The sequence below is a fragment of the Bradyrhizobium genosp. L genome (assembly GCF_015624485.1).
Taxonomy (GTDB): Bacteria; Pseudomonadota; Alphaproteobacteria; order Rhizobiales; family Xanthobacteraceae; genus Bradyrhizobium.
In genome coordinates this window covers 7,286,598-7,303,606 of sequence record NZ_CP061378.1, presented here as the reverse complement: position 1 = coordinate 7,303,606, position 17,009 = coordinate 7,286,598, and the positions used below count along the sequence as shown (strand labels likewise).

General features: G+C 65.2%; 5 protein-coding genes. 3 read left to right on the top strand and 2 right to left on the bottom strand.

The features are described 5' to 3' along the window. Positions 1-90: 90 nt before the first annotated feature. Positions 91-9,840: a cadherin domain-containing protein gene (locus tag IC762_RS34670; protein ID WP_195786547.1), complete on the bottom strand. Its 9,750-nt coding sequence runs from the start codon at positions 9,838-9,840 to the stop codon at positions 91-93. An 838-nt stretch (positions 9,841-10,678) separates the two neighbouring features. Between IC762_RS34670 and IC762_RS34665 the strand changes: the two genes are divergently transcribed. From IC762_RS34665 to IC762_RS34655, 3 genes are all read left to right on the top strand, one after another. Next, a complete protein-coding gene (locus tag IC762_RS34665; protein WP_246801739.1) occupies positions 10,679-11,794 on the top strand; it encodes an efflux RND transporter periplasmic adaptor subunit in 1,116 nt (371 codons plus the stop codon). Positions 11,795-11,800: 6 nt separating this feature from the next. Then, complete coding sequence (locus tag IC762_RS34660; protein ID WP_195786546.1) at positions 11,801-14,974, top strand: efflux RND transporter permease subunit; 3,174 nt, start codon at positions 11,801-11,803, stop codon at positions 14,972-14,974. Positions 14,975-15,216: 242 nt separating this feature from the next. After that, complete coding sequence (locus IC762_RS34655) at positions 15,217-16,407, top strand: ABC transporter substrate-binding protein (protein WP_195786545.1); 1,191 nt, start codon at positions 15,217-15,219, stop codon at positions 16,405-16,407. Between the two features lie 206 nt (positions 16,408-16,613). On the opposite strand, the gene IC762_RS34650 is transcribed toward IC762_RS34655, so the two are convergent. Beyond that, positions 16,614-17,003: an MAPEG family protein gene (locus IC762_RS34650; protein WP_195786544.1), complete on the bottom strand. Its 390-nt coding sequence runs from the start codon at positions 17,001-17,003 to the stop codon at positions 16,614-16,616. Positions 17,004-17,009 lie beyond the last annotated feature (6 nt).

Below are 17,009 nucleotides of genomic sequence, written 5' to 3'. Positions count from 1 at the left end.
TGCAAGCGGCGCGCAGTGGATTCGGAGATCACAGCAAAACGCCTGCCGGCTTGTCCGGCAGGCGGTTTGTTGTCGGGGCGGAACGTCAGCTCACACGATGTGCCAGCCGCTGACGACGGTGCCCGGATTGGCGACGATATGCGCGCCGCTGAGCTGGCCATTGTCCCAGATCGACACCGCGCCGTCGTCGTTCTGCCAGGCAATGTCGGTGCGGCCGTTGCCGTCGAAATCGCCTGTTGCGGCAAAATGCCAGCCATTCGAGAGGGTGCCGGCGGGAGCGATGATATGGGCGCCGCTGAGCTGGCCGTTGTCCCAGATCGAGGCCGACCCGTTGTCGTTGACCCAGAGGAAGTCGCTCTTGCCGTTACCGTCGAAGTCGCCGGTACCGGCGAAATGCCAGCCCTGCATGTTGCTGCCGATGTCGGCAATGATGTGGGCGCTGTTGATCTGGCCGTTGTCCCAGATCGACACCTTGCCGTTATCGTTGACCCACGCGATGTCGGTCTTGCCGTTGCCGTCGAAATCGCCGGTGCCGGCGAAGTGCCAGCCGTCGGAAATGGTGCCGGCGGGGGCAATGATGTGAGCGCTGCCGATCTGGCCGTTATCCCAGATCGACACCGATCCATTGTCATTGACCCAGAGGATGTCGCTCTTGGCATTGCCGTCGAAATCGCCGGTGCCGGCAAAGTGCCAGCCGTTGGAAATGGTGCCGACGGGGGCAATCCAGTGCGCTTGCGCGAGCTGGCCGTCGCTCCAGATCGATGCCGCGCCGTCGGTATTGACCCAGAGCATGTCGCTCTTGCCGTCGCCGTCGAAATCGCCGGTGCCGACGAAGTGCCAGCCGTCGCCGACGGTGCCGGCCGACGCAACGGTTTGGGTGCCCTGACTGCTGTCCCAGGTCGTGACCGAGCCGTTGTCGTTGACGAGCGCGATGGCGTCCCGGCCGTCGCCGCTGAAATCGCTGTGCGGCGCTGCGCCGCCGGCGAGGCTGACCGGCGGCGGTGGTGCGACCGGACCGGAGTTGGACGCCGGGATCGCAGCCACATCGGCCGCATCAGGCAGCACGCGCTCGCCGGTGCCGAGGAAGGCATACATCAGGCTGCCCTGATCCGACGGCGCGAACGTGTCCTGAAGGCCAAGTTGCTCGCCCATCTCGTGCATGACGGTGGTGAGCAGGTCGATGTGACCGGCGGCGTCCGTGGTCGGATCCGTGATCAGATCCGTCGCCGACGCCGCGTGCGCGAACTCGGAATTGTCCGACGGGGTCGGATCGACGAACCAGCCGTGCCCATCGGCGTTGACGTCGATGGTGACATGGCCGGCTGTCGACTGGCCGAGCCAGCCGGATGTGATGTCGGCGACATCATAAGTGACATGCTGGAGCGTCGCGATCTGCTCGGACGACAGCCCGGCGGCGGCCCAGGCGGCAATCGCCGCGGCGACGGCGGTGTCGAGTTCTGCCTGGGTGAGGTTGGTCTCGCCGGTGCTGCCGGTCGAGCTTGCGACGCCGCCGGCGCCGGCGAACAGCGCGTTGGCATTGGACGGCAATATGGTATGGCCGCCATTGTGGGCGCCCGGAATCGCCGCGGAGCCCGGCGAATTGGCCTCGAGCGTCGAGTTCTGCGGCGTGTTGCCGTTGTTGTTCCAGGTGGTGTTGGTGTTGGTGGTGAAGCCTTCGAGATAGAGATGCGATCCGGCGCCGCCGGTGTTTTCGTTGACGAAGGCAAGGACGCCGGAGTTGACGAAGGCGCCGGGGGTGTTGGTGGCGTTGTTGGTGACCGTGTTGTTGTGGATGTTGGCGACGATGGTGGTGGCGTCGTTGGCGTTGGCGCCGGGAACCAGCAGAATGCCGTCGTTGAAATGATTGCCGTCGTTGATCAGGTTCGACCCGGTCATGTTGATGGTATTGTTCGCCAGCGTCAGGTCGACGGCAGCCTTGTTGTTCGTGGTGCCGCCGTCGCCCGTCGCGTACACGACGATACCCGCGTCCGACCCGGCATTCTTGATGGTGTTGCCGCTGGCCTCGATCGCCGCGGTGGCGTTGTCTTCGATGTCGAAATCGAGCGGGCTGCCGGCCAGGTTGCTGGTGCCGTTGTTCTCGATGTCGGCGTTGTTGTCGACATGGCCGTTGATCACCGCGCTGTTGATGCCGAAGACCTCGACCACCGGACCGCCGTACCCCTTCATGGCGATGTTGCGGTTGATGTTGAAATTCAGATGCGCGGTATCCTCGGCGTTCAATCCGACGGCGCGCATCGCCACCGAGCCCGGCGTGAAGCTGTTGCCCTGTCCGGTGACGCCGCCGTCGGTGATGTTGACGTTCATCGTCGAGGAGTCGCGGGCAAAGGTGTCGATGCCCGCGGTCTTCAGGTTGGTGAACGTGCTGTTGGAGACGTTGAGGTTGATCACCGAACTGCTGTTGCTGGTGACCTGGAGGCCGTCCGCACCGGACGTCGAGTCGGCGGTGTTGTGGAAAGTGCTGCCGGTGACGTTCAGCGTCAGCGTGCCGGCGGTGTTTCTGATATCGACGAGGTTGTCGCCGGCCGTGCCGTCGCCGGGCACGAAGCCGAAGGTCGAGTTGGTGATGTTCGAGGTGCCGCTCAGATTGAACATCCGGACGTCGCCTTCGGAATTGTTGGCGCCGTCGTCGTCGCCGAAGCCCACGACCGTGCTGTTGCTGAGGGTGAGATTGGAGACGTTGATGCCGTTGATGCCGATCTGCGCGCCGCCGGCACCACCGTTGCCGTTGACATTGAGGTGGTCGAGCGTCGCGCCCACCACGCCGTTCATGTTGATGCCGGCATCGGCACCACTGTTGAACGTGGAATCGTCGGCGTTCAACGCCGTCCCGTTGCCGCTGTCGGGGTTGGTGAAGTTCATGTAGGACAGCGACAGCGCCTTGGTGTTGGTGAACAACGCGCCTTCGACGTTGTTCTGGATGGTGCCGCCCGATCCCGCCGTCGAGCCGTCGCCGGTCACGGTGAGCCCGCCATTGCCCGCGCCGGTGCCGGTGTTGTTGAGGATGATGCCGTTGGTGGCACCGTTGACGCTGATGTCGTGGAAGGTCAGGCCTGCGCTGCCGATGCTGGTGTTCGAGACGTCGAGCGCGGTGCCGGTGGTGGTCGTGATCGAGTTGGTGCCGGTGACGGTGAGGGTGCCGCCGTGCGTGAAGTTCATGCCGGCGCCGCTCGCCGTCTTGATCGTGACGTCGTCGATCGCGACGGTGCCGACGTTGTTGTTGTCGTCGCTGATGCCGGCGCCGCTCGAGGCCGAGGTGTCGATGTCGACGTGCGAGATGATGTGCCCGCCGCCGCCGGCGAGATCGATGCCGCTGTCGGCACCTGTCACCTTGATGGTCGGATCCGTTCCGGATCCGACATTTGCGGTGACCACCTGGCTGGTCACCGGGTTGGTGAATTGCAGCGTCTGGCTGCCGCCGATCAGGTTGACGCCGGAGTTGAGGTTGATGCCGCTGGCTTCGCTGTAGGTGCCGGTGCCGTGCTCCAGCACCACGTAGTCGCCCGAGCCCGCCGGATTCGCGGCGTTGAAGGCGGCGATCGAGGTGTACGGATCGGCCTGCGTGCCGAGGTTGTGGCTCGTGGTCGCCGAATTGTCGATATAGAACACCTGCGGCACGACGCCGACATGGAAGGTGTGGTCGCCCGACGTCTGCGTGCCGCCGGAACCGGTGTGGCCGTTGTCGCTGACGTTGAGCGTCACCGCGTCGGTGCCGGAGAAGCCGTCGTCGCTGTTATAGGTCAGCGTGGCCAGCGCAGTGTTGACCTGCGCGGCGGTGCCGGTCAGCGTCACGGTGTGGCTGTTGTTGTTGGTGAAGCCCGAAAGCCCATTCGTGTCGAAGCTGAGATTGGCGTGCGTCGCGCTGATCGTTGCCGTGACGGTGCCGGGGTCGGAATCGACGTCGGCGACCGAAAGCCCCGAGATCGAGAAATTGGTGTGCGAATAGGCGGTGCCGAGCGAGTTGTCCGCCGGCACCGTCGCGGTCGGTGCATCGTTCACCCCGGTCACGGTCTGGTTCGCGCTGCCCGTGCCGGTGTCCTGGCCGCCATTCGCGGTGCCGCCGTCGTCCTGTGCGGTGACGGTATAGGTGCGCGCGGTTTGGTCGGGATTCTCGCTGGTGTTGTTGAACTGGATCGCATCGAGCACGGCGTTGTAGTGCGCGAGCGTGTCGGTGCCGGTGAGGGTGACGGTCTCGGTGCCGGCGGTACTCGAAATATCGAAATGGATGCTGCCGATGTCGCCGCTGCTTCCGGCATGGCCCGAGATCGACAGCGCGTCCGACGGCTTGAGGTCGGTCAGCTCGAAAGTGGCGCCGATCAGGTTGCTGCTGTCGACGTCGCTGATGGTGAGGCTCGGCGCGATCGTGATCGGCGTCGAACTCGACGCCGGCGTGCCGTTCGGCGGCTCGGTGAAGCCGTTGAGTGCGCCGAAGGTCACCACCGGCGCGTCGTTGACCGGCGTGACGTGGATGGTCGCGGTCGAGGCATTGCTGTCGGCGGCGCCGTCATTGACGGTGAAGCTGACGGTGCGGTCGAGCCCGGACGGGTTGTCGCTCGAATTGAAATAGGTGATGGAGTCGACCGCGGCATTGTAGTTCGCCAGGCTCGAAACGCCGGTCAGCGTCAGCGTGCCGTGGACGGCGTCCCAGGTGCCATGGATGCCATTCTGGTCGGTGAAGCCGAGCACGTCCTGGCCGCTGGCATAATTGCCGGATATCGTGATCGTCGCGCTCGCCAGCGTGGTGTTGTCGACGTCGCTCGCGGCGAACGTCGGATCGATCGCGGTCGCGACCTGGTTCTCCAGATAGTTCAGCGTGTTGCTGGCGCCGGCGGTGGTCACCGGCGGGTCGTTGACCGGGGTGACGTTGATGGTGTCGGTGACGCCGGTCGAGTCGGCCGTGCCGTCATTGGCCGTGATCGTGACCGTGCGTGCCAGACCTGACGGGTTGTCGCTGGTGTTGACATAGGTGATCGAGGCGAGCGCCGTCTGGTAGTCCGCGAGGCTGGCGGATCCGGTCAGCGTCATCGTGCCGGTTCCGGCATCCCAGGTGCCGTGGATGCCGTTCTGGTCGGTGAAGCCGAGCACGTCCTGGCCGCTGGCGTAGTTGCCGGTGATCTGCACCTTCGCGGACGCCAGCGTGGTGTTGTCGACGTCGGAGACGGCGATGGCCGGATCGAACGCGGTGGCGGCCTGGTTCTCGGTGTAGTTCAAGGTGTGGCCGGCGACCACGACGGGCGGGTCGTTGACCGGGGTGACGTGGATGGTGTCGGTCACTGCTGCCGAGTCGAGCGTGCCGTCATTGGCGATGAAGGTGACGGTGCGATCGGCTCCGGACGGATTCTCGCTGTTGTCGAAATAGGTCACCGAGGCAAGCGCGGTCTGGTAGTCGGCGACGGTCGCGGTGCCGGTCAGCGTCAGCGTGCCGTGTGCGGCGTCCCAGGTGCCGTGGATGCCGTTCTGGTCGGTGAAGCCGAGGATGTCCTCGCCGTTGACGTAGCCGCCGGTGATCTGCACCGATGCGTGGTCGAGATTGGCGTTGTCGGAATCCGTGACCGTGATCGCCGGATCGATCGCGGTCGCGATCTGGTTTTCGGTGTAGCTCAGCGTATGGCCGGCGGTGACGACTGGCGCCGCATCGATCACGACGGCGATGGTGAAGGTCTGCTGGCTGTGCAGCGTGCCATCCGAGGAATCGACCGTGATGTCGTAGGACGGGTCTGCAATGTTGATCTTGCTGGGATCGGCGACAGTGACGACGCCGGTCGTCGCATTGATGGTGAAGCCTCCACCGGAGGTGTCGCCGACCAGCGAATACGTCACGGCCGGTCCGTTGACGTCGGTGGAGGCGGCGGTGATACCGACGGTGGCGCCGGCCGGTGCGCTGACCGCAACCTGGTTGGCCGCGGCATTGCTGTCGACCGGAGTCGACGGCGCGACGTCGGTGACGGCGATGGCGAAGGTCTGCGAACTGGTCAGCGTGCCGTCGCTGGCCGTGGCGGTGACGGCATAGGCGTGGCCGGGCGAGGTCTCGTAATCAATCTTGGTCGAATCGGCCACCGTGATGACGCCGGTGGTCGCATTGATGGTAAAGCCGCCGCCGGAGGTATCGCTGGTCAGCGAATAGGTCACGGCCGGGCCGTTGACGTCGGTCGCGTGGGCGGTGACGCCCACGGTCGAGCCATTGGCTGCACCTTCGGCGATCGCGTTGGCACTGCCGTCGCTGTCGACCGGTACCGATGGCGGGGCGTCATTGACGGCGATGGTGAAGGTCTGCGCGCTGACGTCGGTGCCGTCGCTCGCCTGCGCGGTCACGGTGTAGGCGTGGCCTGGCGCGGACTCGTAGTCGATCTTGGTGGGATCCGCGACAGTGATGACGCCAGTGGTCGCATTGATGGTGAAGCCGCCTCCGGATGTGTCGCCGGTCAGCGAATAGGTCACCGGCGGGCCATTGACGTCGGTCGCGTGCGCCGTGACACCGACGGTGGTGCCGGCGGCCGCGCCCTCGGTCACCGCGTTGGCCGTGGCGTCGCTGTCGACCGGCGTCAACGGCGGGACGTCGGTGACGGCGACGGTGAAGGTCTGCGAGCTGATATCGGTGCCGTCGCTCGCTTGCGCGGTAATGGTGTAGGTGTGTCCTGGAGCGGTGCTCTCGTAATCGATCTTGGTGGGATCGGCGACGGTGACAACGCCGGTGGTCGAATCAATGGTGAAGCCGCCGCTGGAGGTATCGCCGACCAGCGAATAGGTTACGGCCGGGCCATTGACGTCGGTCGAGGCCGCCGTGATGCCGACGGTGGTGCCGGCCGCCGCGCCTTCGGCGACGGTGTTGGCGCTGCCGTCGGTGTCGACCGGCGTTGACGGCGGCGCGTCGCCGACGGCGATAGTGAAGGTCTGCGAACTGGCCAGGGTGCCGTCGCTGGCCTGCGCGGTCACGGTGTAGCTGTGAGCCGCGCCGCTGCTCTCGTAGTCGATCTTGGTGGGATCGGCGACGGTGATGACGCCGGTGGTCGCATTGATGGTGAAGCCGCCGCCGGAGGTGTCGCCGGTCAGCGAATAGGTCACGGGCGGCCCGTTGACGTCGTCCGAGTGCACGGTCACGCCGACATGGGTGCCGGCGGCCGCGCCCTCGATGACCGTGTTGGCAGCGACGTCGCTGTCGGCAGGTGTCGACGGCGCGGCGTCGTTGACGCCGATGGTGAAGGTCTGCGAGCTGGTCAGCGTACCGTCGCTGGCCTGCGCGGTGACGGTATAGGCATGGCCGGGTGCGCTCTCGTAGTCGATCTTGCTGGGATCGGCGACGATGATGATGCCGGTGGTCGAATCAATGGTGAAGCCGCCGCCGGAGGTGTCGCCGGTCAGCGAATAGGTCACGGGCGGACCGTTGACGTCGTCCGAGTGCGCGGTCACGCCGACATGGGTGCCGGCGGCTGCGCCTTCGATCACAATGTTGGCCGTGGCGTCGGTGTCGACAGGAATCGACGGCGCGACATCGTTGACGTCGATGGTGAAGGTCTGCGAGCTGGCCAGCGTGCCGTCGCTGGCCTGCGCCGTCACCGTGTAGGCGTGGCCGACCGCGCTCTCGTAGTCGATCTTGGTCGGATCTGCGACAGTGATGACGCCGGTCGCGGCATTAATGGTGAAGCCGCCGCCGGAGGTGTCGCCGGTCAACGAATAGGTAACGGCCGGGCCGTTGACGTCGGTCGATGACGCGGTGATGCCGACGGTGGTGCCGGCCGCCGCGCCTTCGGTGACCGTGTTGGCAGCGACGTCGCTGTCGACCGGCGCCGATGGCGCCGCATCGCTCACCGCGATCGCGAAGCTTTGCGACGTTACGACAGCGCCGTTGGTGGCCTGCACGGTGACGGAGTAGGCGTGGCCGGGCGCGCTCTCGTAATCGATCTTGGTCGGATCGACGACGGTGACGATGCCGGTCGTGGAATCGATGGTGAAGCCGCCGCCCGATGTGTCGCCGATCAATGCATAGGTTGTCGGCGGCCCGTTCGGGTCGATTGCGGATGCCGTGATGCCGACTGTGGTTCCAGCGGCGGCGCCTTCGACCACGGTGTTGGCTGCCGGATTGGCATCGGTCGGCGTGCCGATGGGCACGTCGCTGACGGCGATCGTAAAGGTCTGCGAACTGGTCAGTGTGCCGTCGCTCGCTTGTGCGGTAACGGTATAGGCGTGGCCGGGCGCGCTTTCGTAATCGATCTTGGTCGGGTCGGCGACGGTGACGACGCCGGTGGTCGCATTGATAGTGAAGCCGCCGCCGGAGGTGTCGCCGGTCAGCGAATAGGTTACGGCCGGACCGTTGACGTCGGTCGATGACGCCGTGATGCCGACGATGGTGCCCACCGCCGCGCCTTCGGCGACCGTGTTGACGGCGGCGTTGCTGTCGACCGGCGTCGACGGCGCAACATCGGTGACGCCGACGGTGAAGGTCTGCGAACTGGTCAGCGTGCCGTCGCTGGCGGTGGCCGTGACGGTATAGGCGTGGCCGGCGGCACTTTCATAGTCGATCTTGGTGGGATCGGCGACGGTGACGACGCCGGTGTTCGGATCGATCTTGAAGCCGCCATGCGACGAATCCGCGGTCAGCGAATAGGTCACGGCCGGGCCGTTGACATCGGTCGAGTGCGCCGTGATGCCGACGGCAGTGCCGGCCGCCGAGCCTTCGGCGACGGCGTTGGCAGCAGCGTTGCTGTCGACCGGGGTCGACGGCGCGGCGTCGGTGACGCCGATGGTGAAGCTCTGCGAACTGGTCAGCGTGCCGTCGCTGGCGGTGGCCGTGACGGTGTAAGCGTGGCCGGCGGCGCTCTCGTAGTCGATCTTGGTCGGATCAGCGACGGTGACGACGCCGGTGTTCGGATCGATCTTGAAGCCGCCATGCGACGAATCCGCGGTCAGCGACCAGGTCACGGCGGGGCCGTTGACGTCGGTGGACGATGCGGTGATGCCGACCAGGGTGTTGACGGCGGCACCCTCCGTGACCGCGTTGGCTGCTGCATTGCCGTCGACCGGCGTCGACGGCGCCACGTCGGTCACACCGATGGTGAAGGTCTGCGAGCTGACGCCGCCATGGCCGTCGCTGGCCTGCACGGTGATGGTGTAGGCGTGGCCCGGCGCGGTCTCGAAATCGACCTTGCTGGAATCGGCGACGGTGACGATGCCGGTGTTCGGATCGATCTTGAAGCCGCCATGGGAGGAATCGTCCGTCAGCGCGTAACTCACGGCCGGGCCGTTGACGTCGGTGGACGATGCGGTGATGCCGACCAGGGTATTGACGGCGGCGCCTTCCGCGATGGTGTTGGCCGCGGCGTCGCTGTCGGTCGGCGTCGAGGGCGGCGCATCGGCCACCGCGATCGTGAAGCTCTGCGACGAGACGAAGATGCCGTCGGTCGCCTGCACGGTAACGGCGTAGCTGCCGCCGGAGCTCTCGAAGTCGACTTTGGTGGGATCGGCGACGGTCACGACGCCGGTGTTGGCATCGATCTTGAAGCCGCCGTTCGAGGTATCCCCGATCAGCGAATAGGTGACCGGAAGCCCGACCAGGCTGTCGGAGTGCGCGGTGAGATTGACCGAGGTGTCGGCCGCGGCGCCTTCGACGACCGAATTACCGGTGGCGTTGGTGTCGACCGGTGCCGACAAGGCGCCGGGAATCGGCGGCCACAGCGTGCCGGGAGGGCAGCCGAGATAGAGATATTGCAGACCATACGTGTCGGCGAATGCCTGCGCGACCGGATCCAGGATGATATGGCCGTCGGCATCGAGATGAAGTTCGGGGCGGGTTAAACCACCGATTGTATAGGCAGGTATGATCGACATGAGAACTCCTGCGACCGGCATGGAAGCCGGTCAATAATTACAATTTTCGAGAAAGAGCCGGTGTGAAGCCGTTCACACCTTGAAGTTGATCTTGTGCGACCCGAGACCGCAGGGGGCCGCGCGCATTGCGCGAAAGCCGCACGCTCGACGGAGCCGTGACGTCAGCAAGTTCAAATGCGCTTGCCATTACGTAGTCGCCTCACTCACTCACGCCGCGACTGAAGCTCAATGAATGTTCAAGAAAAATGCGGCGGCCAATCAAATTTACCCTTTGGCAACCACGACCGTATTGGCGATGTTTCTGAGTGTCAATGTGAGGTTGCATGACATCGCACCGTTAACCTTGATCGCGCGACGCAGCGGGAGGTAGAGCGCAGCGATCAGCGCCGTGCTGCGGTTCCGTCGCGAGGTTTTTGCGGTGCATCCAAGGGCGGCGCATCGTGACAGGGGCGCATCGTGACAGGCATGTGTCACGTACCCGCCTTGTGATCGCTTGGCGATGCACGCAATGTGACGTCATCCACCGCGATAGGCCAGCGCCGTTGACCCTTTTGGCGTGAATTTTTAGAAGCGGCGTCTTAAGGCTTTCAGATTCCGCAAGTATTCGCTTGATCCCGCGGCCATCTTGAACAGACTGGGGCGCAGCTACATCTGTGACGTCCGCCGCGGCGATGTCGTGGCGGCCAACCTCGCCTGAATCACGGCAATTTCAATTGCGACGTTTGAAGTCTTTGGGGAGACGGACGTGAGTACGACTGACACAGCGGGGCGTCCGGCTCCGGCGAGTGCTTGTGAGCGCCATCCTATCCGCAGCCTTGGCTGGCGCGGCGCAGCGCCGATTGGCCTTCTCCTGGCGCTGACGCTGGGCGGCTGCGATGACAAGCCCCAGGCCCAGGCTGCGCCGCCGGCTCCGCCGGTGACGGTCGCCCAGCCGGTCAAGCGCACGGTCACCGACTGGGATGAGTTCACCGGTCGCTTCGAGGCGATCGAGGAGGTCCAGGTCCGCGCCCGGGTCGGCGGCTTCGTCAACAGCGTCGAGTTCAAGGACGGCGCCATCGTCCATGCCGGCGATCTGCTCTACATCATCGATCCGCGTCCGTTCGAGGCGGTGGCGCTGCAGGCCGAAGGCCAGCTCGCCGACGCCCGCGCCAGGGGCGAGCTGGCCAAGCGCGAGCTCGACCGTTCGCTGAGCCTGACGCTGAACCAGACCGTCACCGAAGCGACCGTCGACCAGCGCCGCCAGACCTTGCAGGCGGCGCGCGCCGCCGAGACCCAGGCCGAGGGTGTGCTGAAGGCGGCCCAGCTCAACGTCGAATTCACCCATGTGCTGGCGCCGATCACCGGCCGCGTCAGCCGCCATCTGGTCACGCAAGGCAATCTGGTGCAGGGCTCGGAAGGCGGCGCAACGCTGTTGACCTCGATCGTGTCGCTCGATCCGATCTACATCTATTTCGACGTCGACGAGGCGACCTATCAGCGCAACAGCAAGCTCTGGTTCGAGGGCAAGCGGCCGAGCTCGCGCGACACCGCGAACCCGGTGCAGGTGACGCTGACCGGCGAGACCAAGCCCTCGCATGAGGGCACGATGGACTTCCTCGACAACCGGCTCGACGTCTCGACCGCGACGCTGCGCAGCCGCGCCATCATTCCGAACAAGGATCTCTCGATCCTGCCCGGACAGTTCGGCCGCGTCCGCATCATCGGCTCCTCGCCCTATGAGGCGCTGCTGATTCCGGACACCGCTGTCGCCACCGACCAGTCGCGCAAGATCGTGTTCGTGGTCAAGGCCGACAATACGGTGGAGGCGAGAGCCGTGACGCTCGGCCCGCTCGACGAAGGCCTGCGCGTGATCCGCGACGGCCTCAAGGCGGAAGACAAGGTCATCATCGACGGCATCCAGCGTGCGCGCATCGGTGCCAAGGTGACCCCGCGTGACGGCAAGATCGGCGGGTAGCAAGTCATGAATCTTGGCAGTCTTTCCGTCAATCGGCCGATCCTGGCGATGGTTCTCTCCATCGTGCTGGTGATCGTCGGCGCGATCGCCTATCCGACCCTGCCGGTGGCCGAATATCCGCAAGTCGTGCCGCCGACCGTCGTGGTCAGCGCGCAATATCCGGGTGCCTCGGCGCAGACGATTTCCGACACGGTCGCAGCTCCGATCGAGCAGCAGATCAACGGCGTCGAGAACATGCTGTACATGTACAGCCAGGCGACCTCGAACGGCCAGCTCACCATCACCATCACGTTCAAGCTCGGCACCAATCTCGACCAGGCGCAGGTGCTGGTGCAGAACCGCGTCGCGATCGCAACGCCGCAGCTTCCGGAAGAAGTCCAGCGCAACGGCATCACCACGCGAAAGAACTCGCCCGACATCCTGATGGTCGTGTTCATGCTGTCGCCCGACGACAGCCTCGACCAGCTCTATATCTCCAACTACGCACTGTTGCAGGTCCGCGACCAGTTGCTGCGGCTCGACGGCATCGGCGACATCCAGATATTCGGCGCGCGCGACTATTCGATGCGGGTCTGGCTCGATCCGGACAAGATCGCCACGCTCGGCATGACCGCGACCGACGTGGTGGCGGCGATCCGCTCGCAGAATCTGCAGATCACCGGCGGGCAGATCGGCAGTCCACCGATCTCCGACCGCGCCTTCCAGCCCAACCTCACCTTCACCGGGCGGCTCAAGGACATCTCCCAATTCGAGGACATCGTCGTCAAGGCCGGCGGCGACGGACGCACCGTGCGGCTGCGTGACGTGGCGCGGGTCGAGCTCGGCGCGCTGGATTATTCGACCAACAGCTTCATGCTGCGCAAGACCGCGGTGGCCCTGCTGGTGACCCAGCTTCCCGGCTCCAACGCGCTGGCGACCGCCAAGGGCATTTCGGACACCATGGAGAAGCTGAAGGCGAGCTTCCCCAAGGGGCTCGACTACAATATCGGCTACAATCCGACCGAGTTCATCGCCCAGTCGATCCACGAGCTGATCAAGACCATCTACGAGGCGATGATCCTGGTCGTCATCGTGGTGCTGGTGTTCCTGCAGGGCTGGCGTCCCGCGATCATTCCGATCCTGGCGATCCCGGTGTCGCTGGTCGGCACCTTCGCCGCGATGTCGGCGCTCGGCTACGCCATCAACAATCTGACGCTGTTCGGCCTCGTGCTCGCGGTCGGCATCGTGGTCGACGACGCCATCGTCGTGGTCGAGAATGTCGAGCGTCACTTGCGCAATGGCCTCGGTCGCCGCGAGGCGGCGCTGAAGACCATGGAGGAGGTCGGCGGCGCGCTGGTCTCGATCGCGCTGGTGCTGTGCGCGGTGTTCGTGCCGACCGCGTTCCTCGGCGGCATCTCCGGGCTGTTCTTCCAGCAATTCGCCATCACGATCGCGGTCGCCACCGCGATCTCGTGCTTCTGCTCGCTGACGTTGTCGCCGGCATTGGCTTCGCAGATTCTCGTCGCGCATGAGGAGCACAAGAAGCCCGCGGCCTGGAACCTGATCGCGCGCGCGTGGCAGGGCTTTACGGGCCTGTTCAACCGCGCCTTCGACTGGTTGTCGAACTTCTATGCCGACCTGGCCGGCTTCGTGATCCGGCACCGGCTGATCATGCTGGTGGTCTATGTCTGTCTGCTCGGCAGCGCCGGCTGGCTGATCGCGACCACACCGCAAGGCTATATCCCCGCCCAGGATCGCGGCTACGTCATCGTGTCGGCGCAACTGCCCGGCGCGGCATCGCTGGCGCGCACCACTGCGATCGTGCGCCAGATCGAGAAGGCCGCGCTGGAGACGCCGGGCATCATCCGCGTCGCGGCCTTCGCCGGCCTGTCGGGCGCGACGCGAACCCAGGCGAGCAACGCCGCCGCGCTGTTCCCGGTGTTCGATGATCCCGAGGTGCGGCTGAAGAAGGGGCTGACCGCGTCCGCCATCACCGCCGATCTGCGCAAGCGGCTCGCCGGAATCGAGGGCGCGTTCATCATCGTGATTCCACCGCCTCCGATTCCGGGCATCGGCACCGGCGGCGGCTTCACGATGCGTATCCAGGATCGCCAGGGCCGCGGACCCGATCTGCTCGCGGCGGCGACCGACGAGCTTGTGGGCGCCGCGCGCAAGGCGCCGGGCCTGACCTCGGTGTTCTCGCCCTACACGGCCAACACGCCGCAGGTGTTCGTCGATATCGACCGCGTCAAGGCGCAGAAGCTCAACGTGCCGATCCAGAACGTCACGGACGCGATCGAGACCTATTTCGGCTCGACCTATGTCAACGACTTCAATCTGTTCGGCCGCACCTATCACGTCACCGCGCAGGCCGACCTCAAATTCCGCAAGGACAATGTCGATCTGGCCCGGCTGCGCACGCGCAACGTCAATGGCGACATGGTGATGCTCGGCAGCATCGTCGAATTCCGCGACGTCTCCGGTCCGGATCGCGTGGCGCGCTACAATCTCTACACGACGTCGGAGCTGCAGGGCGAGGCGCTGCCCGGCACCAGCTCGACGACTGCGATCGACACCATGAAGAAGCTCGCCGACCAGACGCTGCCGTCGGGCTTCGCCTATGAATGGACCGATCTGTCCTATCAGCAGGTCAACGGCGCCAATGCCGGTCTCTATGTCTTCCCGGTCTGCGTGCTGTTCGTCTATCTGGTGCTGGCCGCGCAATATGGCAGCTGGACGCTGCCGTTCGCGGTGATCCTGATCGTGCCGATGTGCCTGCTCGCGGCAACCATCGGCGTCCGCATCATGGGCCAGGACGTCAACATCCTGACCCAGATCGGCTTCGTGGTGCTGGTGGGGCTCGCGGCCAAGAACGCGATCCTGATCGTCGAGTTCGCGCGCGACATCGAACTCGAGGGACGGCCAAGGCTGGAAGCCGTCATCGAGGCCTGTCGATTACGGCTGCGGCCGATCCTGATGACGTCGTTCGCCTTCATCCTCGGCGTGCTGCCGCTGGTGGTGTCGACCGGCTCGGGCTCGGAGATGCGCCAGGCGGTCGGCGTCGCCGTGTTCTTCGGCATGCTCGGCGTCACGCTGTTCGGCCTCGTCTTCACCCCGATCTTCTACATGGTGGTGCGCAACCTCGCGGAAGGCAGGAACGAGGGCAAGCCGGTGGAGAAGCCGGCGGCAGTGGCGGGGTGAGGCGGCTGCCGCAATTTCCCTCGTCATTCCGGGGCGCGCGCAGCGCGAGCCCGGAATCCATAACCACGATCGTGAGTATGGATTCCGGGCTCACCGCTTCGCGATGCCCTCAGGTGCGCAATTGCGCACCGCGAATGACGGGGCATACTATTGGCTGAACCGAAAGTGATGGGCAGGCGCGGGGTTATAAAATAGTCTCGCGCCGATTTTTCTCGATAGAAACTGTAGGGAGAGCCAACAAAATGAAATCGGGATTTTTGGCCGCGGTCGCGGCGTGCAGCCTGCTGCTTGCGGCGCCGGCGGTGGCGCAGGGCGTCAAGATCGGCATCCTGAACGATCAGTCCGGCGTCTATGCCGACTACGGCGGAAAATACTCGGTCGAAGCCGCCAAGATGGCGATCGAGGATTTCGGCGGGGAGGTGCTCGGCCAGAAGATCGAGATGGTCACCGCCGACCATCAGAACAAGCCGGATCTCGCCGTTTCGATCGCGCGGCGCTGGTATGACGCCGACGGCGTCGACATGATCACGGAGCTCACCACCTCGTCGGTCGCGCTCGCGGTGCAGGAGCTGTCGAAGGAAAAGAAGAAGATCGACATCGTGGTCGGCGCCGCGACCTCGGCGATCACAGGTGCGTCCTGCACGCCCTACGGCTTCCACTGGGCGTTCGACACCCACGCGCTCGCGGTCGGGACCGGCGGCGCGCTGGTGAAGGCGGGCGGCGACAGCTGGTTCTTCCTGACCGCCGACTATGCGTTCGGCTACGCGCTGGAAAAGGACACCAGCGAGATCGTCACCGCGGCCGGCGGCAAGGTGCTGGGCTCGGTGCGCGTGCCGCTCAACTCGTCGGACTTCTCCTCCTTCCTGCTGCAGGCGCAGAGCTCGAAGGCGAAGGTCATCGGTCTCGCCAATGCCGGCCAGGACACCACCAACTCGATCAAGCAGGCAGCCGAATTCGGCATCGTCAAGCAGGGCCAGAAGCTCGCCGGCCTGCTGATGACGCTGGCCGAGGTCAACGGCCTCGGCCTCGAGGCGGCGCAGGGCCTGGTGCTGACCGAAGGCTTCTATTGGGACCACGACGACAAGAGCCGCGCCTTCTCGGAGCGCTTCTTCAAGCGCACCGGGCGGATGCCGAGCATGATCCATGCCGGCACCTATTCGGCGACCTTGAGCTACCTGAAGGCGGTGAAGGCTGCCGGCACCAAGGATAGCGAGGCGGTGGCCAAAAAGCTGAAGGAGCTGCCGGTCGACGACGCCTTCGCGCAGGGCAAGGTGCTGGAGAACGGCCGCATGGTCCACGACATGTATCTGTTCGAGGTCAAGAAGCCCTCGGAATCGAAGAAGCCGTGGGACTATTACAAGCAGCTCGCGGTGGTGCCCGGCGACCAGGCGTTCCCGAAGGCCAAAGACTCGGGCTGCCCGCTGACGAAGTGAGCCGTGGCTCGTGATGCGCAGCGCGCGCAACAACAAAGGTGTCGTCCCTGCCTAGTGCGCGGTTGCGCACGGAGCACGGACCCATAACCACCGTTGTCAGTTGTAGCGTCGGGCTGGAGCTCCAGCCTTCGCAAAACCACATCCTGTGGTTGATGGGTCCCGGGTCAAGCCCGGGACGACAGTGAGTGTGCGGCGCCGCCGCGCCCTCAATGCACCAGCCGCCACATCGCGCCACCAAGCGCGCCAATCCACAGCACGATGCAGGCCATGGCCTGGATCGCGAATCCACGGCTGCGTTTCGCCACCGCCTCGCGATAGCCGAGGAAGTAGAGAATGCGGCCGATGATCCAGATCGCGCCGAGCGCGGCGGCGCCGACGTCGCTGATGTAGATCGCGAACAGCCACAACGGAGGCAGGAAGATCGGCATCCATTCCAGCGTGTTCATCTGGATGCGGTAGACGCGCTCGAAATCGGCATTGCCCGTGATCGCCGGCAGCTTGACACCGTAGCGTGCGCGAGCGCGCGACACCTCGATCGAGGTGAACAGATAGAACGCGATGGCTAGGCAGGTGATGACGGCGGTGATGTGGTACATGTCGGG

Excerpts from the sequence above, each read along its gene's own strand:
- IC762_RS34670 (WP_195786547.1), bottom strand. The coding sequence starts at position 9,840 with ATGTCGATCATACCTGCCTATACAATCGGTGGTTTAACCCGCCCCGAA.
- IC762_RS34655 (WP_195786545.1), top strand. The coding sequence starts at position 15,217 with ATGAAATCGGGATTTTTGGCCGCGGTCGCGGCGTGCAGCCTGCTGCTT.
- IC762_RS34650 (WP_195786544.1), bottom strand. The coding sequence starts at position 17,003 with ATGTACCACATCACCGCCGTCATCACCTGCCTAGCCATCGCGTTCTAT.
- IC762_RS34660 (WP_195786546.1), top strand. The coding sequence starts at position 11,801 with ATGAATCTTGGCAGTCTTTCCGTCAATCGGCCGATCCTGGCGATGGTT.